The 20128-nt window shown below is 62.9% G+C and carries 8 protein-coding genes; 4 read left to right on the plus strand and 4 right to left on the minus strand.

Annotated features, from left to right (window positions below):
* Positions 1-22: 22 nt before the first annotated feature.
* From AC1RJW_RS14225 to AC1RJW_RS14235, 3 genes are all read left to right on the plus strand, one after another.
* A complete protein-coding gene (locus AC1RJW_RS14225) occupies positions 23-2803 on the plus strand; it encodes a TonB-dependent receptor (protein ID WP_493045480.1) in 2781 nt (926 codons plus the stop codon).
* 368 nt (positions 2804-3171) lie between these two features.
* Positions 3172-5841: a TonB-dependent receptor gene (locus tag AC1RJW_RS14230; RefSeq protein WP_493045481.1), complete on the plus strand. Its 2670-nt coding sequence runs from the start codon at positions 3172-3174 to the stop codon at positions 5839-5841.
* A gap of 462 nt (positions 5842-6303) precedes the next feature.
* A complete protein-coding gene (locus tag AC1RJW_RS14235) occupies positions 6304-8850 on the plus strand; it encodes a TonB-dependent receptor (RefSeq protein WP_326457494.1) in 2547 nt (848 codons plus the stop codon).
* 84 nt (positions 8851-8934) lie between these two features.
* Here AC1RJW_RS14235 and aroG read toward each other — a convergent pair whose 3' ends face one another.
* Positions 8935-9999, minus strand: a complete 1065-nt coding sequence (gene aroG, locus AC1RJW_RS14240) for a 3-deoxy-7-phosphoheptulonate synthase AroG (protein WP_436524461.1) — start codon at positions 9997-9999, stop codon at positions 8935-8937.
* Between the two features lie 510 nt (positions 10000-10509).
* Between aroG and AC1RJW_RS14245 the strand changes: the two genes are divergently transcribed.
* Positions 10510-13356 (plus strand): TonB-dependent receptor, encoded by a 2847-nt coding sequence (locus AC1RJW_RS14245; protein WP_493045482.1) that lies wholly within the window; start codon positions 10510-10512, stop codon positions 13354-13356.
* Positions 13357-13426: 70 nt separating this feature from the next.
* Here AC1RJW_RS14245 and tldD read toward each other — a convergent pair whose 3' ends face one another.
* From tldD to AC1RJW_RS14260, 3 genes are all read right to left on the minus strand, one after another.
* Entirely contained in the window at positions 13427-14887 is a 1461-nt protein-coding gene (gene tldD, locus AC1RJW_RS14250; RefSeq protein WP_493045483.1) for a metalloprotease TldD, read from the minus strand.
* Between the two features lie 157 nt (positions 14888-15044).
* Positions 15045-15845 carry a carbon-nitrogen hydrolase family protein gene (locus AC1RJW_RS14255; RefSeq protein WP_493045484.1) on the minus strand — a complete coding sequence of 267 codons (801 nt, stop codon included), beginning with the start codon at positions 15843-15845 and terminating at the stop codon, positions 15045-15047.
* A gap of 43 nt (positions 15846-15888) precedes the next feature.
* The gene (locus AC1RJW_RS14260; protein ID WP_493045485.1) at positions 15889-20085 is read right to left on the minus strand and encodes a YhdP family protein; all 4197 of its coding nucleotides are present in this window, start codon (positions 20083-20085) and stop codon (positions 15889-15891) included.
* Positions 20086-20128 lie beyond the last annotated feature (43 nt).

The following is a 20128-nucleotide window of genomic DNA, read 5'->3' on the forward strand; positions in this document are numbered from 1 at the left end:
GAGAATGATGATGGAAACAGTTATGTCCCGCTCCGTACGCCTGATTTTTTCGGGCAGCGTAGCAGCGGTCAGCCTGGGCATGATGGCTGTGCCGGCAATGGCGCAGGACGCCAATGTACAACGTGTGGAAATTACAGGTTCGAGCATCAAACGGGCCACGGCCGAGACCGCATCGCCGGTACAGGTCATCACCCGCGACGACTTGATGAAATCGGGCAAGGCTACCGTCGCCGAATACCTGCAAACCCTGACCGCCGATGGCGCGGGCTCCCTGCCGACGGGTTTCGGCAACGGCTTTGCCGCCGGTTCCACGGCCATCTCGCTGCGCGGCCTGGGCGCCACCTCGACCCTCGTCTTGCTGAATGGCCGCCGCATGGCGCCGTTCGCGCGCGCCGATGACGGCCAGAAGAGCTTTACCGACCTGTCCACGGTGCCGATGCAGATCGTCGAGCGCATCGAAATCCTCAAGGACGGCGCCTCGTCGACCTACGGCGCGGACGCCATCGCCGGCGTGGTCAACATCATCCTGCGCAAGGACTTCGAAGGCCTGACCCTGAAAGGCGACACGGGCATCTCCGGCGACAGCGACGCCAAGCAGCACCGCGCCTCGCTGACCTTCGGCAAGGGCAACCTGGATACGGATAAATTCAACTTCGTCCTCAATGCCGAGTACAGCAAATCGGACATGCTGATGAACAATGACCGCGCCGGCCGCAAATGGATAGGCAAGGCCGACCTGCGACCGTATGGCTATGCGATCAACACCCAGTTCGCCGGCGGCTACATCAATGGCAACAACGATGCGAATGCCGCGCCGACGGGCCTGATCCGCGACCCCGTCACCAACAACTATGTGTCCCTGCCCGGCTGCTCCAGCTTGTCCGTTTCCTCGCCGCAAGATCCGAAGGGCGGCTGCCTGTGGCACCACGACCAGTTCCGCTCGATGCAGCCGAAGATCGAATCGATCAACCTGTACACGCGCGGCACCTGGCAAGTCAATGCCGATACCCAGGTGTATGCGGAAGCGGGCTACTCGAAGCGCGATACGGCCTTCACCCTGATCCCGCCCTCGATCACGCCGACCATCGCCTTCCCGCCGAATGCCACCAGCCCGACTGGCGTCGTCAACTACGGTTCCGGCGCCGGCACCACCATCGTGCTGGCCGCCAACCATCCGCAAAATCCGTATGGCGTGCCGGTGCGCGTGCGCTACCAGGCCTTCGACGTGGGCGCCAGCACGCGCCAGGCCAACAACGAGTTCAACCGCATCGTGCTGGGCGTCAAGGGCAACGCCATGGGCTGGGACTACGATGCCGGCTATACGCATTCGGAATCGAAGCTGCACCTCGATTACAGCAACATGCTGAACATGGCCGTCGTCAAGGATGCGCTGGGCAATCCGAACAGCAAGTATTTCCCGTACTACATCGGCGCGCAGGCAAACAAGAATCCCGCCTCGCTGTACGCGGCGATGGTGACGAACGCCACCTCCGATTCCACCACCAAGCTCGACATCATCGACTTCAAGGCATCGCGCGAGCTGATGCAGTTGCCGGGCGGCGCCATGGGCCTGGCCGTGGGCGCGGAACACCGCCGCGACAAGCTCGACAATCCTTCGCTGTCGGGCACGCAGGACGGTTCCATCAACTCCAGCTATGTGGCGGCGAAGGGCGACAGCAAGGTCTCGGCCGTGTTCTTCGAAGTGCTGGCACCCGTCATCAAGACGGTGGAATTGTCGGGCGCCTTGCGTTACGACAAATATGACCGTTTCTCGTCGACCACGCCAAAACTGGGCGCCAAGTGGACGCCGCTGAAGACCTTCGCCGTGCGCGGCACGTATTCGGAAGGCTTCCGCGCGCCAGGACCGGCGGAAAGCAATGCCAATTCGCAATCGACGGGTACCTCGACCGTGAGCGATCCCGTGCGCTGCCCCGGCGGCACCCGTTTGCCGGGCGCCAATGCCAGCGATTGCGAACTGCAGGTGGCGGCCGTCAAGATCGGCGATCCGAGCCTGAAGCCGGAAAAGTCCAAGGGCTACACCCTGGGCCTCGTGTGGGATCCGTTCAACGATACCAGCCTGTCGCTCGATGCCTGGAAGATCAAGCGCGAAAACGAGATCAACCCGCTGCCGTATAACGAAGCGGCCGCCCTGCCGACGGCCGTGCGCGCCGACAACAACCTGACCATCAATGGCGTGGTGGTGCCGAACACGGGCACCTTGCTGATTACCAAGGCGCCGTACCGCAACTCCAGCTACACGGAGATCAAGGGTATCGACCTGGACGTCAAGCAGCGCGTGCGCCTGGGCGACTACGGCCGCGCCACGTTCGGCCTGACCTGGACCCACATCGCTTCGTGGGTGCGGGCCGAGTCGGCCACCGTGCGCTACCAGTTCGCCGGCACGCATGGCAATTGCGATACCTCAAACTGCGCCGGCACGCCGAAGGACAAGATCAATCTCACCGGCTCGTGGGACCTGGGCAACTGGAACGTCAGCGGCGTGCTGAACTACCGTTCGGACATGAAGAACATCTTGTTTGAAGGCAAGCCATGCGCGTCCAAGCTGGCCGACGGCACCGCGGCGCCGAACGGTTGCAAGCTCGCTTCGTTCACCACGCTCGACCTGTCGAGCCGCTGGAACGTCAACAAACAGCTGCAACTGTTTGCTTCGATCAACAACGTGACCGACAAGATCGCGCCGCTCGACCCGCTGACCTACGGCGGCATGAGCTACAATCCGATGGACGCCAGCGGCGCCATCGGCCGCTACTTCAAACTGGGCGCCAGCTACAAGTTCTTCTAAGCCCGGCGCAGGCTGCCACGCGCAGCCTGCGCATCCGGCAGGCGTGAGTCACTATCGCCATGCCAGCCACGCCAACGCCCGTTGCACTGCAGCGGGCGTTTTATTTTGCGTACCCGAAGCCCCCATCGGGCACGGCCGTTTTCCTCAGCAATGCGGCACAAAATGCACCTTCTTTGTTTTAAATCAGTACCAATGACGCACTACGTTGTTTAAGCACACAAAGCCGTTTGCCATGTTGACAAGGACTTTTGCGGATCATTACAGTGGCTCGGTTGAAAAGATATAAATACTTTTTAATATTCTCGGTGCGCCAACCAGCGCGGCCGTTCTTGCCCTTTTAGCCAACCGCTTTTCCAGGAGTCTTGAACATGATCAGAGAAACACGCTTGTCCCGTTCCATCCGTTTGATCTGCGCCGGCGGCCTTGCCGCCAGCCTGTTCAGCCAGCAGGCGCTGGCACAAGAAGTCAGCGATACGAGCACCATGCAGCGCGTCGAAGTCACCGGTTCCTCCATCAAGCGCCTCGTCTCGGAAACGGCCACGCCGCTGTCCATCTTCAAGGCCGAGGATTTCGCCAAACAGGGCCTGACGACGGCCCAGGAAGTGCTCAGCAAGATACCCTCGAATTCCTCCAGCATGGGCAGCGGCAATGCTGTCGGCGGCAATACCAGCGGCTTGCCCACGGGCGGCCAGGCCAGCGCCGACTTGCGCGGCCTGGGCGGCGACAAGACCCTGGTGCTGCTCAACGGCCGGCGCATCGCCAACCATCCGTATGACGGCGCCAGCGTCGACCTGAACATCATCCCCATCGCCGCCCTGGAGCGCGTCGAAGTGCTGCGCGACGGCGCCTCGGCCATCTATGGCACGGACGCCATCGGCGGCGTCATCAACTTCATCACCAAGCGCTCCGTCAACGTCACGAATATCACCGCCGAGGTCATCGCACCCGAACACAAGGGCGGCGGCGAGCACCGCATCAATCTGTCGACGGGCTTCGGCAAGCTCGACACCGACGGCTACAATATCTTCGGCGTGGTCGACTACCACAAGCAAAATGTGCTCACCTCGCAGGACCGCGATTTTTCCAAGACGGGCATCATTCCCGAGCGGGGCCTGTCGCTGACCAGCGGCACCACCTTCCCCGGCAACTACTTCGATGCGGCGGCCAACGGCGGCGCGGGCCTGGCCGGCAATCCCTACGCGGCCACGGGCTGCAACCCGCCCCTGTCAGTGGCGGCGGCCAACGGCACCTGCCGCCAGGACTACACGCGGCAGATCGACGACTTGCCGGCGCAGGAGCAAGTGGCCTTCTTCGGCAAGGGCGCCTTCAAGCTGGGCGGCGGCCACCTGGCGACGCTGGAATACCTGCATTCGGAAAACAAGGTGAAGGCACGCACGGCGCCGCCGCCGCAAACGGGCTTGATCTTGCCCAATACCAGCAAATATTATCCGGGCAATGCAGGCGGCGTGCCGGCCCAGCCAGGCTTGTCGGGACAGCCGCTGAGCGTCAACTGGCGTCCCGTGGAAGCGGGCCAGCGGCAGATCGATTCGGACGGCAAGGCGGACCGCCTGGTGCTGGCCCTCGAAGGCGAGCTGGCCGGCTGGGACTACAAGACGGGCCTGAGCCACGCCATCAGCAAATCGTCCGAGAAATTTACGGGCGGCTATGTGCAGGATGCGGGCTTTGCCGCTGGCGTGCTCAATGGCATCCTGAACCCGTTCGGCATGCAGGATGCGGCCGGCAAGGCTTACCTGGACAGCACCGCCCTGCGCGGCGAGGTACAGAATGCCAAGGTCACCACCACGGGCTTCGACGTCAAGGGCAGCCGCGAGCTGATGCAGCTGGCCGGCGGCCCGCTGGCGATCGCACTGGGCGGCGAACTGCGGCGTGAAAAAGCCGACTTCAACGTCAACCGCGATATCGCCAGCCAGGCCACCAGTTCCGGCCTGTCCGGCTCGCTGTCGAAGAGCGGCTCGCGCACGATCCAGGCCGTCTTCGGCGAAGTTAACTTGCCGCTGATCAAGGACCTGGAAGTTCAGCTGGCCGCCCGCTTCGACCATTACAGCGACGTGGGCAGCACCACCAATCCGAAGCTGGCCCTGCGCTACCAGGCCAGCAGCGCGCTGGTGCTGCGCGGCTCGGCCAGCACGGGTTTCCGCGCGCCCACCCTGTTTGAAAAGAATGCGCCGCCGTCGAAGAACGATACCAACGATTCCTACGACGACCCCATCCTCTGCCCGGGCGGCGTGCCGCAACCGGGCGCCAATCCCCTGCGCGATTGCGACCTGCAACAATTCAAGCTGCAAGGCGGCAATGAAAAGCTGAAACCGGAGAAATCCACCACCTTCGCCTTCGGCCTCGTGCTCGAACCCGTCAAGGAAGTCACGCTTGCCATCGATTACTGGAACATCCACCTGAAGGACAAGATTTCGTCCTTGCCCGAGCAATCCATCTTCGGCAACTACGAAAAATACAAGGCCTTGTTCCTGCGCAATCCCGACGGTTCGCCCTACGCCATCCTGGACTTGAACGACAACCTCGGCGAAGTGAAAACCGACGGCATCGACGTCAGCCTGAATGCGCGCCTGGGCCGTGGCGCGTATGGCGATTTCAGCGTGTCGGTCGATGGCACGTGGACGCACAAGTATGACTACCAGAACGAGCGCGGCGGCGAATTCATCGCCAACGTGGGCCGCTACGCGGACAACAATCCTGTGTTCCGCTGGAAACATACGGCGGCCCTGAACTGGCGCATGGGCAACTGGGGCGCCACCGTGTCGCAATCGTTCAAGTCCGGCTACACGGACCAGAACCAGGTCGATCCGCAGTTCCGCCACGATGTGCCGTCGTACAGCCTGCTGAACGTGTCGGGCAGCTACGCGTGGAAAGGCTTGCTGCTGACGGCCGGCGTGAAAAACCTGTTCGACAAGGAACCGCCGTTCTCGAACCAGGGCACCTTGTTCCAGAAAGGCTACGACCCGCGCTACACGGACCCGCTCGGACGCGCCTGGTACTTGCGCGGCAGCTATACGTTTTAAGGGCGAGGGGCTGAAACAGGGATCAACGGGGCAGCGCTGACAGGCGTTTGCCTGCAGCACGAAAGACGGCGCCAGCAGCGATGCTGTGCGCCGTTTTATTTTACGCGCATGAGTGCGCCTGACAAGGGTTGGCGATATTTTATTCCTGAAGTAATGCAAAAAAAATAGCAATATGTTGCATTTCGTCCAAAAAGTCCGCGCGAAATTGACAATCTGAATCATGAATGTTTTGATGAGGGCCCAGAAAATTTACAGAATTTTCATTGGTGGATTTGTAAAAAGGCAAATAAATTGTTAGTAAGCAACAAGTTATTTCAAAATAATTGCCGCCTTTATCACAATAACAAGGAATTTCAGATGATGATAGAAAATGTAATATCGCGGTCGCTGCGCCTGATGTTTGCTGGCAGTTTGGCCCTGGGCATGCACGCCGCATATGCACAAGAAACAACAGATGGCGCCATGCAACGCGTGGAAGTCACGGGTTCGAGCATCAAGCGCCTGGCATCGGAGACAGCGCTGCCGATCACCTCGATCAAGGCTGACGATTTCGCCAAGCAAGGCTTGACGACGGCGCAGGAAGTCCTGTCCACCATTTCCATGAATCAGAGCTCGCAAAGCAGCTCGCAATCCGTCGGTTCGGGCACGGGCGGCCAATCCGTCGCCGACCTGCGCGGCATCGGCGGCGACAAGACCCTGGTCCTGCTGAACGGCCGCCGCATCGCCAGCCACCCGTTCAACGGTTCGTCCGTCGACCTGAACATCATCCCTATTTCTGCCCTGGAACGTGTCGAAGTGCTGCGTGACGGCGCCTCCGCGATCTACGGCACGGACGCCATCGGCGGCGTGATCAACTTCATCACCAAGCGTTCCGTCAAAGGCGGTTCCGTCACGGTCGAACATTACGAGCCACAGAAAGCGGGCGGCGGCGACGAGTCGCGCCTGAACCTGTCCGGCGGCTATGGCGACCTGAACAAGGATGGCTTCAACGTCTTCGGCGTTGTCGACGTGCATCGCCAGGCGGCGCTGAGCACGGCCGACCGCTCCTTCTCGAAGAGCGGCTACATCCCGAGCAAGGGCGTGGATAACCTGAGCGGCACCACCTTCCCGGCCAACTTCTACGATACGGGCAATGGCCTGATCGGCAACCCGGCCTTCGCCGGCGGTTGCGTAGGTGAAAACCTGTACAAGAATACCTCGGGCAAGAGCACCTGCGCCATGGATGTCACGCCATTCATCCAGGCCATTCCGAAAACCCAGCAGGAATCCTTCCTGGGCAAGGCCAGCTTCAAGCTGAACCAGGATCACCTGGCCACCATCGAATACCTGCACTCGCGCAGCACCAACGAAGCGCGCATCTCGCCGCCGCCGATGTCGAACATCGGCATCCTCATGTCGTCGAGCTCGCCGTACTACCCGGGCGGCAGCGGCGGCGTGCCAGCCGTGGCAGGCCTGTCGGGCGAGCCGCTGGACATCAGCTGGCGTCCAGTGGCGTCGGGCCAGCGCAGCGGCTTCGACACCAGCACCTCGGACCGCCTGGTACTGGCTTCCGAAGGCGTCCTGGGCGCGTGGGACTACAACGTCGGCCTGAGCTACTCCGTCAGCAAGGCCACCAGCGCCTTCACGGGCGGCTACCTGAATGACCAGCGCATCATCGACGGCATCGGCAATGGCATCCTGAACCCGTTCGGCGACCAAAGCGCCGCCGGCGAAGCGTACCTGAAGGATTCCGTCCTGAAAGGCGAATACCTGAGCGCGAAGATGACCAGCACCGCGGTCGATGCGAAGATCAGCCGTGAGCTGTTCAACCTGCCGGCTGGCGCAGTCGGTTTCGCCGTCGGTACGGAATTCCGCAACGACAAGGCCGAATACAACGTGAACCGCGACCTGGCCGGCCAGGCATCGAGCTCCGGCTACGCCGAAGCGCAGAACCAGTCGGGCAGCCGCAACATCTCCGCCATCTTCTCGGAACTGAGCATTCCTGTCGTGAAAGACCTGGAACTGTCGCTGGCAGCCCGTTATGACCACTACAACGACGTCGGCGGCAGCTTCAACCCGAAAGTCGGCGTACGCTGGCAGCCAACGAGCCAGGTGCTGCTGCGCAGCTCCTATAACACAGGTTTCCGCGCGCCAACGCTGTATGACCTGCATGGCCCGCAAACCAAGACTTTCACGGCCAACAAGTACGACGATCCACGCCTGTGCCCAGGCGGCGTACCGATTCCTGGCGCCAACAGCAACGTGGCCTGCGGCGCGCAGCAATACATCCGTTCGGGCGGCAATCCGGACGTCGGCCCGGAAAAATCGAAGACCTTCAGCGCCGGTATCGTCATCGAGCCAACGAAATCGCTGACCGTCTCGCTCGATTACTTCCAGATCAAGCTGCGCGACAAGATCGGCACCGTGGCCGAACAGACCCTGTTCGACAACTATGCCAAGTATCAAAGCAACTTCATCTACACCGCTGACGGCAAGCTCGATTACGTGCTGGCCACCCTGGGCAACCTGGGCGAAATGCACACCTCGGGCATCGACCTGGGCCTGAACTGGAAATTGCCACGCAGCCAGTATGGCAACTTCACGTTCAACTTCGACGGCACCTGGGTACAGAAGTATGAGTACCAGAACGAACGCGGCGGCGAATTCGTGCAAAACGTGGGCGTGTATGGCGACAATGCACCGGTATTCCGCTGGAGACATAATGCCTCCCTGCAATGGAATCTGGACAAATGGAACGCCACGCTGTCGAACAAGTACATGAGCGGCTACCGCGACCAGAACTATGTCGATCCGCAATTCGAGCAAAGCGTCAAGGCTTACTCGGTATGGTCGCTGTCGGGCGCGTACTCGGGCTTCAAGAACACCGAAGTCACCGTGGGCGTGAAAAACCTGCTGAACGAAGATCCACCGTTCAGTAACCAGATCGGCACCTTCCAGTCCGGCTACGATCCGCGTTACGCCGATCCGCTGGGCCGTACTTTCTACGTGCGCGCCACGTACAAGTTCTAAGCTGCTGCGCAACTGATACCAGCTGAAAACTGAAAAGCCCGGAAAGCTCAGCTTTCCGGGCTTTTTTTCATGCTGCGCGCTACCTTATTCCGCGTCGCCCTGCAAGCGGCGCTGCTTGACGGCCGCCGCCAGGTTTTCCAGCACGGCCACGCTGGCGCTCCAGTCGATGCAGCCGTCCGTGACGGATTGGCCGTAGATCAATTCCTTGCCCGGGATCAAATCCTGGCGCCCTGCCACCAGGTGCGATTCCACCATCACGCCGACGATGCGGCTGTCGCCGCCGGCCACCTGGCTGGCGATGTCGGCGCACACGGGGATCTGGTTTTCCGGTTTCTTCGAGCTGTTCGCATGCGAGGCGTCGATCATCAAACGCGCCGCCAAGCCCTGTGCCGCAATGGCCTTGCAGGCCTCGTCCACGCTGGCCGCGTCGTAGTTCGGCGTTTTGCCGCCGCGCAAGATGATGTGGCAATCCTCGTTGCCGTTGGTCGAGACGATGGCCGAGTGGCCGCCCTTCGTGACGGAAAGGAAATGGTGCGGCTGCGAGGCGGCCTTGATGGCTTCCACGGCGATTTTGACATTGCCGTCCGTGCCATTCTTGAAACCGACCGGGCACGACAGTCCCGACGCCAGCTCGCGGTGCACCTGCGATTCCGTCGTGCGCGCGCCGATGGCGCCCCAGCTGATCAGGTCGGCGATGTATTGCGGGCTGATAACGTCGAGGAACTCGGTACCGGCCGGCAAACCCAGCTCATTGATATCGCGCAACAGTTCACGCGCCATGCGCAAGCCGTCGTTGATGCGGAAGCTGTTGTCCATGTACGGGTCGTTGATCAAGCCCTTCCAGCCCACCGTGGTGCGCGGCTTCTCGAAGTAGACGCGCATGACGATTTCCAGTTCGCCCGCGAAACGCGCGCGCTCCTTGACCAGCAGGCGCGCATACTCCATCGCCGCCTTGGTATCGTGGATCGAGCAAGGCCCGATCACCACCATCAGGCGGTCGTCCTGGCCGTGCAGGATACGGTGCAGGGCAATGCGGGCGCTGGCGGCGGTCTGTTCGGCTTGCTCCGAGCAGGCGAATTCGCGGATCAGGTGGGACGGCGGGGTCAATTCCTTCATTTCGCGAATACGCAAATCATCGGTGCGGGGCATCATTTTCTCCAAAATTTAAGGAAGGGTAAAACATCTGGGTAAAAAAAAACCGCCATCAGTGGCGGTTTTTTAGAATTTGCTGGGATCTCGTTTTTTGCTGCTACGTGAACCGACCGCTACTCCACCGCCTTTGGGTTGGAATTGCTAAAGTAAAAATAAGCGGTAAAAAAGTGGCGAGCGAACATGCGAGTCATCCGTAAGTGATGAACGACTATAAACCTAAATTACGCGGGTTGGCAAGCATATTTGTCGGCAAAGCCGCATGTCGCCGCCCTTTTGCACTGAAAAATACGTCAAAAAGCATAAAAAGTTGCGCGCTGTGAATCTCGCCGTGACTCAGCATACGGGGCGCCACCGCTGTGCCCGTCGTGGCAATCACGCCACGCCAGCCATTCTATCGACGACAAGCAGGACACTCCTTGATCCAGGTCTAGTCCCGGCATCGACGCACGGACAAAACTCAAGGACGTATCGACGACCTTTGACTGCCTGACCTTTCCGGAGAACCGCATGATCCCTACACCATCCTTGCAATCCGCCGCCTTTTCACCACCCAGACTGGGCCTGGCGCTGGCCAGTGCATTGCTGAGCCTACCCGTTCTGGCGCAAGACGCCACCCCCATTGCCCGCGTGGAAATCACCGGCTCGAACATCCGCCGCGCGCAGGCGGAAACAGCGTCCGCCGTGCAAACCCTGAACGCGGCCGACATTGAGAAATCGGGCAAATCCAGCGTGGCCGAACTGCTGCAGACCCTGGCCGTCGACAACCAGGGCTCCGTACCCACCACCTTTGGCAACGGCTTTGCCGCCGGCGCTTCCGGCGTGTCGCTGCGGGGCCTGGGCACGGCCTCGACCCTGGTGCTGCTGAACGGGCGCCGCGTGGCGCCGTATGGCCTGGCCGACGATGGCCAGAAAGTGTTCGCCGACCTGAACATCATTCCCCTGGAAGCGGTGGAACGGGTGGAAATCCTCAAGGATGGCGCCTCGGCCATCTACGGTTCGGACGCCATCGCCGGCGTGGTCAACGTGATCCTGCGGCGCGATTACCAGGGCACGGCCATCAAGGGCAATTACGGCAAGACGAAGGAGTGGGACGGGCGCGATGCGCGCGCCGCCATCACGCACGGCTTCGGCGACATCGACAGCGACCGCTACAACGTGCTGCTGAACCTCGAATACAGCGAAAAGGCCGCCATCTGGAACCGCGACCGGGCCGGACGGGGCGCCGTCGGCCGCAGCGACTTGCGCGACCTGGGCTTCAGCGCGCAGGAAACCCTCAGCGGCGCGGGCGCCATCACCACCAACAACGCGGCCGGCAGCGCCGTCAACGGCAATGTGCGCAATCCCGATACGCTCGACTACTACAACCGCGGCAACCTGGCCGGCGTGGGTTTTACGCGCACCTTCCCCGGCGCCGCCTGCGGCAACTTCACCACGCATCCGCAGGGCGACCCGGGCGGCGGCTGCCTGACCGATGCCGCGCAGCAATACGGCCAGATCCAGCCCAGGCAAAAGAACATCAATTTCTTCGGCCGCGCCGCCTGGCAACTGACGCCGGCGCTGCAAACGTATGCCGAATTGAACCTGTATCACAGCGAATCGAACTCGGCCACCACGCCCTCGACGGTCAGCGGTTCGGTCGGCTACCCGGGCGGCCCCGTCAGCAATGCGGGCGTGTCGCTCGGTGCCGCCCACCCGGACAACCCGTATTTCGGCACGGCGGCGCGGCTGCGCTACCTGGCGGCCGACGTGGGGCCGCGCCTGTCGGAAGTCGACTCCACCTTCACGCGCTTCGTGGCCGGCATCAAGGGTAGCGTGGCGGGCTGGGATATCGACAGCGCCGTGCTGTACTCGCAAAGCAAGGTATCGAACGACTTGAACGGCTATCTGCAGCGCGACGTCGCCTTCGCCCTGCTCAACCCGACTGCCGCCAACGTGGCGGCGGCCAGCCTGAACCCCGCGCATGCGGCCCTGCCGGCCGGCAGCCTGTGGCGCATCGCGGAAAACGCGGGCCTCAATTCGCCCGAGCTGTACGCAGCCCTGTCGCCGCGCATCTCGAACGATGCCAAGACGCATATCGCGCAGATCGACTTCAAGGCCAGCCGCGAGGTGGCCAAGCTGGACGGCGGCGGCCTGGGCGTGGCCGTGGGCGCGGAATTCCGCCACGAATCGACGGAACTCAAGCCCACCACGGGCACGGAACGGGGCAATATCATTGGCCTCGGCTATTCCGCCTACAAGGGCAGCCGCAACGCCTCGGCCATCTATGCCGAGGTGCTGGCACCCGTGCTGAAAACCGTGGAGCTGTCAGGCGCCCTGCGCGCCGACCATTTCACGGACGTGGGCAATTCCTACACGCCGAAAGTGGGCGTGAAATGGACGCCCGTGCGCGAACTGGCCCTGCGCGGCACCTTCGCCAAGGGCTTCCGCGCGCCCAGCGCGGCGGAAAACGGCGTCGGCGGCCTGGCCGCGTTTGCCACCGCCAGCGACCCGCTGCGCTGTGCACTGGGCGTGGAGGCCGCTTGCGACCCGGCTTCCATCGCCGTCATCACCTCGCCCAATCCGAATTTGTCGCCAGAGCGTTCGCGCAGCTATTCCGTGGGCGCCGTGTGGGACCCGCTGCCACGCAGCAGCATTTCCGTAGACCTGTGGCAAATCCGCCGCAAGAATGAAATCAACCAGGAGCAAACGGACACCGCCATCGCGGAAGGCCATGTGGCGCGCGACCCGTCCACGGCCACGGGCATTCCCGGCGATCCCGGCGCCATCACGGCGGTGCTGGCCAACTATGTGAATTCGGCGCAAACGACGGTGCGCGGCATCGATATCGACGCCCGCCAGCGCTTCAACCTGGACAGCGGCTACGGCAGCCTGACCTTCGATTTGAAGTGGACGCATCTGTACAAATGGCTGCGCACGGAACAGGATGGCACGCAGCGCGATTTTGCCGGTACGCATGGCAATTGCGATGTATCAAACTGCATGGGCACGCCGGACGACCGCATCAACCTGGGCGCCACCTGGGAACGCCAGAACTGGCGGGTCACGGCCAACGTCAACTACCGCGCGCCGCTCGACAACGTGCTGTTCAAGAATGATCCCGACGGCTGCGCCACGCATTTCGCCGACGGCACGGACGCGCCGCGCGGCTGCCGCATCGCCTCGTTCACCACGGTGGACCTGACGGCCCGCTGGCTGGCCACGCCCAAGCTGGAAGTGTTTGCCACGGTGCAAAACCTGTTCGACAAGATCGCCCCGCTCGATCCCCTGACCTATGGCGCGACCGGCTACAACCCGCTCGACTACGCGGGCGCGGCGGGACGCTTCATCAGTGCGGGGGTGAAATACAAGTTCTGATATTCGTCAACATGCCGGACGTGTCGGGCGTTGCAGGAACCGCCGGTGCCTGCAACGCCCGTTCAAGCACCTAGGCCGTGCCGCCGACCGTGATGCCATCGAGGCGCAGGGTCGGCTGTCCCACACCCACGGGCACGCTTTGGCCTTCCTTGCCGCACACGCCCACGCCCGAGTCGAGGCGCATGTCGTTGCCGATCATGGAGACGCGGTTGAGCACGTCCGGGCCGTTGCCGATCAGGGTCGCGCCCTTCACCGGGTAGCTGAGCTTGCCGTTTTCGATCATGTACGCTTCGCTGGCCGAAAAGACGAACTTGCCGTTCGTAATGTCGACCTGGCCGCCGCCGAAGTTGACGGCAAACAAGCCGTTTTTCACGGAAGCGAGGATTTCGCCCGGGTCCTTGTCGCCGCCCAGCATATATGTATTCGTCATGCGCGGCATGGGCAAGTGGGCGAACGATTCGCGCCGCGCATTGCCCGTCACGGGCATCTTCATCAGGCGCGCATTCATCGTGTCCTGGATGTACCCCTTCAGGATGCCATCCTCGATCAGGGTCGTGCACTGCGTCGGGTTGCCCTCATCGTCGATATTGAGCGAACCGCGCCGGCCAGCCAGGGTGCCGTCATCGACCACGGTGACGCCTTTGGCGGCCACGCGCTCGCCGATGCACCCCGAAAACGCGGACGAACCCTTGCGGTTGAAATCGCCTTCCAGGCCATGGCCGATCGCCTCATGCAGCAGGATGCCGGGCCAGCCAGGTCCCAGCACGATGGTCATGGGGCCGGCGGGCGCCGGGCGCGCTTCCAGGTTCACCAGCGCCGAATTGACGGCGTCCGTCGCGTATTGTTCCAGCACGGCATCGCTGAAATAGTCATAGCTGAAACGCCCGCCGCCACCGGCCGAGCCCGTTTCGCGGCGGCCATTCTGTTCCGCGATCACGGTCAGCGACACGCGCACCAGCGGGCGGATATCGGCCGCCAGCACGCCGTCGCTGCGCAGCACCAGGACCACGTCGTACTCGCCGGCCAGGCCCGCCATCACTTGCACCACTCTGGGGTCTTTCGCCCGCGCCATCTTTTCCACGCGTTCGAGCAGCTGCACCTTGGCCGTGGCATCGAGCGAGGCGAGCGGATCGTTGGGCAGGTACAGCGAGCGCCCGCCCTGCGGCTGCATCCGGCCCGCGATCTTGACTCTGCCGGCGCCGGCGCGCGCGATGGTGCGCGTGGCCGCCGCCGCTTCCAGCAGGGCCCGCTCGGAAATGTCGTCGGAATACGCAAAGGCCGTCTTGTCGCCGGACACGGCGCGCACGCCCACGCCCTGGTCGATGGAAAAACTGCCCGTCTTGACGATGCCCTCTTCCAGGCTCCAGCCTTCGCTCTTGGTCGACTGGAAATACAGGTCTGCATAGTCGACCTTGTGCGTAAACATCGTGCCCAGGGCTTTCAACAGCTTGTCTTCGTCCAGGCCGAACGGCGTGAGCAGGATATCGCGCGCCACGGCAAGGCTGGACAGATTCGGTTCAAATGGCTTCATAGCTTTGCACTCGCTCATTATATTCAACTCATTCTCAGTACCTGACAGAAGCGTAGCGAGCGGCAGTGATTTGTGGCCGAGAAGCGCAGCCGTGCTTGAGCACGGTGAGCATCGCAGGCCGCAAAGCGCGACGCGCAGTAGCTTATGTCAGGTATCCTCACATAGTGCGGTGCGCCAGGGCTGGCAAGGACTCGCGCACGCCCGCCAAAAACACCAGGTCGATCTCGCCGCTGACCACGCCCTCGCCTTCGGGCAACACGGCTTTCACTTCGCCCCACGGGTCGATCAGCATGCTGTGGCCCCAGGTGCGGCGGCCGTTCGGATGCAGGCCGCCCTGCGCCGAGGCCAGCACATAGCACTGGTTTTCGATGGCGCGCGCGCGCAGCAGCACTTCCCAGTGGGCGCTGCCCGTCGTGTGGGTAAACGCGGCCGGCACGACGATCAGCGCGCAATCGCCCATGGCGCGGTACAGCTCGGGGAAACGCAGGTCGTAGCAGATGGACAGGCCGACCCGGCCGAACGGCGTCTCGATCGAGCGCACCTGCGCACCGGGCACGATGGTGCGCGATTCGTTGTACGACTCGGTGCCGCGCGTAAAGCCGAACAGGTGGATCTTGTCGTAGCGGCCGGCCGGCTCGCCTTGCGGGTCGTACACCAGCGTGGTGTTCAAGACCTTGCCTTCCTGGCCGGAAATCAGGGGCAAGGTGCCGCCGATCAGCCAGATGCCGTGCCGGCGCGCCATCTGCGCCATGCCATCCTGGATGGGGCCGCTGCCGGGCTGCTCCGCATGGGCCAGCTTGTCCGTTTCCTGCTTGCCCATGATGGCCCAGTACTCGGGCAGCACCACCAGCTGCGCGCCAGCGGCGGCGGCCTGCGCCACCAGGCGGCGCGCCGTGGCCAGGTTGTCTTCCACGGACGGCGAGGAAATCATTTGTATTGCTGCAACTGTATGCATCATTCACCTCTACCTTCAAGCGCACTGCCAGCTTACTGTGCGGCATTTATTTAGCGACAGGCTCCTGCGCCGCCGCGGCAGCGGCAGGAGCGGCGACAGGTTCCAATTTACCACCATCGAGCTTGGTCACGACGGGCGATTTCCACGGGCCGGCGATCTGCATATGGTAGGTGAGCGCCTTCATCACGGGGGCGCGCAGGAACAATTGCGCCAGGAAACTGCCCAGGCCGATGACGGGATTGACGGCCAGCGCGTACACGAGCGGCCCCGTGCCCAGGTTAAATTCCGGGATCACCACCACATGCAGATTCGTCGTTTCATTGGCGATATCGGCCGTGCCATCCATCAGCACGGTGGCCGCCACGCCATGCATCTTGAGGTTGTCGGTGGTCACCACGCCGCGCTTGATGCTGGCGTTGGCCGTGATGCCGTCGAAGGCCAGGCCTTCGGAAAACACGTCGTGGAAATCGAGTTTCAGCAAGCGGGGCAAGGCTTGCAGGCTGAGCACGCCCAACAGCTTGGCCGCGCCCGGGTCCTGCTTGAGGAACTGGCCCGACTCCACATTCATTTCGATCTGCCCCGACAGGGTGGGAATATCGAGCGAATACGGCAAGCCGTTCCAGGCGATGTCGCCGCTCAGGCGGCCCTTGCCGCGGCGCACCGTGTCGGCAAAGCCGAAGCGGTCGAGCAGCTTGCCCGCGTCGACGATATCGAGGCCGAAACGCAGGCTGGTCGTGCTTTGCCCATCCTTGATGACCCATTTGCCGCTGCCGCTCAGCGCCCCATCGGGGTTCGACAATTGCAGCTTGCCCACGCGCCATTCGCGCCCGCCCGCCGCCATGGTGTTATACGCCTGCAACTCCAGCCGGCCGATCTTCTTGTTGAACAGTTCAAATTGCTCGGCAACAATATCGAGCGAGGGAATCGACTGGGCGCCGCTTTTTCCCTCCAGCAAATTCTTCACGTCGTTGGCGGCCGACTCCGGAATGATCAGCGACGACAGGCGCGCCGTCATCTTGCCCAGGCCGGACGGCGTTTCCAGCCACGTCACATAGCCCGACACTTGTTTTGCATCAATATTGGCTTGCCACACATCCTTCTGGTGCGTGGCGCCGACCACCACGTTTTCCAGCTTGCGCTCGCCCAGCATCAGTTCGCTGGCCCGCGCCGCCATCATGTCCGGCACCACGTATTGCGCGATATCGGGCGCATCGTAGTCGGCGCTGCCGCCCGCATCGGCTGGCGCCGTGGCGCTGCCGGCGATCTCGCTGCCGGCGGCGATCCAGCTGTCCACGTCCAGGGTTTTCATATTCACGTTGAGCATCATGCCGCTATCGGGCTCGGGTGCCGGCACGTTCACGCCAATGCCGCCGCGCACCAGGCGCCAGGCGTCCTTGCCCTGCTTCTGGCGCTGGTAGCGGGCAGCGATGCCTGAGCCCAGCGCGATGCGGATATCGTCCGTGCGCAGGCCCGCCCCGTTGGCCGCATTGCCCGTCAGGGTGAATTTCACGGGCAGGCTGTCGCCGGCCGGCTTTTTCAGGGGAGCGGGGAAATCCAGGCCCAGGCCCGTCAGCGGCGACTCGACATTGACCACTACCTGGTGGTCGCGCGCCGTGATCAGGCCGCTGTAGCGCGCGCCGCCGTTCAAGTGTTTCGCCAGGCGCTGCAGCACGGGCGCCGGATACGTCTTGCGCAAGCCGTCGATGGTCATGTTGCCGGCCAGTTTCACCTGGATGGAACTGTCCGGCTGCGTGCCGCCCGAAATGGCCAGCGGGCCGCCCAGCAAACTGCCGTTCAAGCCATTCAGGTTGACGCCCTTTTCGTTGAATTCGATCTTGCCCTGCGTGCCCAGCACGGGCGGCATGTCGTGGAACAGCACCACGTCGTTGCCCGCCAGCTGCAGGCTGCCCTGCACGGTCGACTCGAGCATGCGCTCGATCGGCAAGTGCAATTTGAGGGCCAGTTTGGCGTTGCCCGTCGCCGTCGTTTCATCCGTAAAATGCTCGATCCAGCCCAGCACGGGGCTGGCCGTCACATACTTGAGGAATTCCTGCATCGGGCCGGCCGCGTTGCCGTCGATATCAAGCAAGGTGTCGAAGACGGTCAGATCGGGGATCACGGCTTTGACATTCGTCAAGGCCACGCCGCCCGTGGTGGCCGTGTCGCCGCGAATTTCCATGCGCGCCCGCTCGAACACGAAGCTGCCCTTGATCTTTTCCGCCTGCGGCCACAGGGGCGCCTTGCCCGCCAGCGGGCCGCTTTCCGCGAATTCGCCGGGTGCATAGTTCAGGGTGCCATTCTCGAGCTTGCCGGCGATACGGAAATCGCCCCGGTTGCGCTGGGCGGGCGTGTCGGCCTTGAAGGGGAAATGTTCGAGCTCGCCGCGCAGGCGCAGGCTGACATCGTGCGCCATGCCGCCTTCCAGCGCGCCCGTCAGCCAGTGGCGCAGGTGCTCGGGCGTTTGCAGCGGCAGATAGCGGCCGATGGTGTTGATCTGGAAATTGTCGATCGTCCCCGTCAAGTCGACCTGGCCCAGGTTCTTGCCGTCAAGCGGCAGACGGTGCGTGCCTTGCAGGGCGACGCGCAAGCCTTGCTGATTGAAATCAAGCTTGTCCAGTTCGACTTGCAGCATATTGGCCGCTTCAAACGTCCAACGGGCCTGCATGGCGAATTGTTCGAACGGCAAGGCCGGTTCGCTCAAGTAGGTGGGCAATTGCAGCACCAGGTCCTGCGCGTCGATGGCAATGGTGCCGCCCTTGTCGCTGGCGTCGATGCTGCCGGTGAGCTTATCGAAGCCGGGAATGGCGGGCGCGGCCGCCTGCGCGGGACTGCTCGCCGTCTTCGCCACGGCCAGGCGCGCCGGCTGCGCATTCAGGCCCAGGTCGATGAGTTTGCCGCGCAGACGGTAGCTGGCGGGCGTGGCCATCTCGCCTTCCCATTGCGCTGAAAAATCCTGCAAACGCCCGCGCGGCGCCAGGGCGTCGAGGCGCTGGCGCTGCTGCTCGCCCAGCGGCAATTTGTCGGCCAGCGCGGCCAGGGTTTGCAAATCGAGCGACTTGGCCGTGATTTCCGTGCGCGCCGGCTTGCGCTTCGTGGCGGCGACAAAGCGTTCGGACAAGGTCGTGGGCGGCAGGCTGAGGCCATCGCGGGTTTCCACCGCGAAATTCGTCAATTCCACCTGATGGCCATTCGCGCCAAAGGTTGGCTTGCCGTCAGGCACCTGCGCCGACAGTTCTTCTTTGGCCGAAATGCGTCCGCTGACCGACAGCAAGTCGAGCGGCGCGATATGCTCGCCCAGCTGCGCCTGCACATCCGTCAAGCCCACGTCGGCCGTGAAACCGGCCAGGCGCGCGTGATCCAGGCTCAGCCAGGCGCGCAGGGCGCCCTTGCCCTGGCTCAGCTCGAACGGGTAATCGAGGTAGCGGCGCCAGGCGGCCAGGTCGGCGTTTTTCAGGTCCGCGTACAGCTCGCCCTTCCACATCGACACATCGGAAATGCGCGTGCTGAAAGGCGGATGCGTGAAGTGAGCGCGCACATCGATGGGGGCGGCCAGGCTGGCGGGCGGCGTGGCCTGCAGGCCCAGCCGGTGGCTGCGCCAGCGGTTGCGCAGCAGCAGATTGACCTGGGACAAAGCCAGCTCCGGCGTGCCGCGCGCTTCGTCCGTCCAGCGCACCTTGCCGTCGCGGATGATGACGTCATGCTGCGACAGCAGCCAGTCGGCGCCCTTGCTATCGCTGCCTTGCGTGCTGTCGATCAATACCCCGGCCACGTACAGCTTGCCATCCTTGCTGCGCCGCACGTCCAGGTCGGGCCGCGTGATTTCCAGGGTAGTGAAGCGCACGGAACCGAGCACGCTCCACCACGACACGGTGGCCGATATGCTCGGCAGGCTCAGCGCCTGGCGGCCCGCCTGGTCGCGCAGGGTCACGTCGCCGAGGAAGAGATTGGGCCGCACGCCATGCCAGGAGGCATAAATACGCGCGATGCTGACAGGGTTGCCCAGCGCGCGGCTGGCCGCCCGCTCGATATCGCCTTTGTAATAATCGATATTCGGCAGGATCGCGTAGCGCAGGAACAGAAACAGCACGGCGAAGGCAAAATACGCGAGCAGCACCAGTTTGATGGTAAAACCCAGCACATGGTGGGTGGCCAGGTTGGCCATGCGATAGGCGGCACGCAGCCGCTGCCAGCGCAGAGCCAATGGCACATGTTCTGTCACGCTTGCTTCTGGCGGTTTTTGCATCAATAAGCTAATAAACTGGCCCGGCGTCAAATAATGGCAAAAA

This window comes from Janthinobacterium sp. GW822-FHT07A03 (assembly GCF_058798815.1).

Bases quoted from the DNA above. Each gene is read 5' to 3' on its own strand.
- AC1RJW_RS14225 (WP_493045480.1), top strand. From the start codon at position 23: ATGTCCCGCTCCGTACGCCTGATTTTTTCGGGCAGCGTAGCAGCGGTC.
- AC1RJW_RS14230 (WP_493045481.1), top strand. From the start codon at position 3,172: ATGATCAGAGAAACACGCTTGTCCCGTTCCATCCGTTTGATCTGCGCC.
- AC1RJW_RS14235 (WP_326457494.1), top strand. From the start codon at position 6,304: ATGCAACGCGTGGAAGTCACGGGTTCGAGCATCAAGCGCCTGGCATCG.
- aroG (WP_436524461.1), bottom strand. From the start codon at position 9,999: ATGCCCCGCACCGATGATTTGCGTATTCGCGAAATGAAGGAATTGACC.
- AC1RJW_RS14245 (WP_493045482.1), top strand. From the start codon at position 10,510: ATGATCCCTACACCATCCTTGCAATCCGCCGCCTTTTCACCACCCAGA.
- tldD (WP_493045483.1), bottom strand. From the start codon at position 14,887: ATGAAGCCATTTGAACCGAATCTGTCCAGCCTTGCCGTGGCGCGCGAT.
- AC1RJW_RS14255 (WP_493045484.1), bottom strand. From the start codon at position 15,845: ATGATGCATACAGTTGCAGCAATACAAATGATTTCCTCGCCGTCCGTG.
- AC1RJW_RS14260 (WP_493045485.1), bottom strand. From the start codon at position 20,085: ATGCAAAAACCGCCAGAAGCAAGCGTGACAGAACATGTGCCATTGGCT.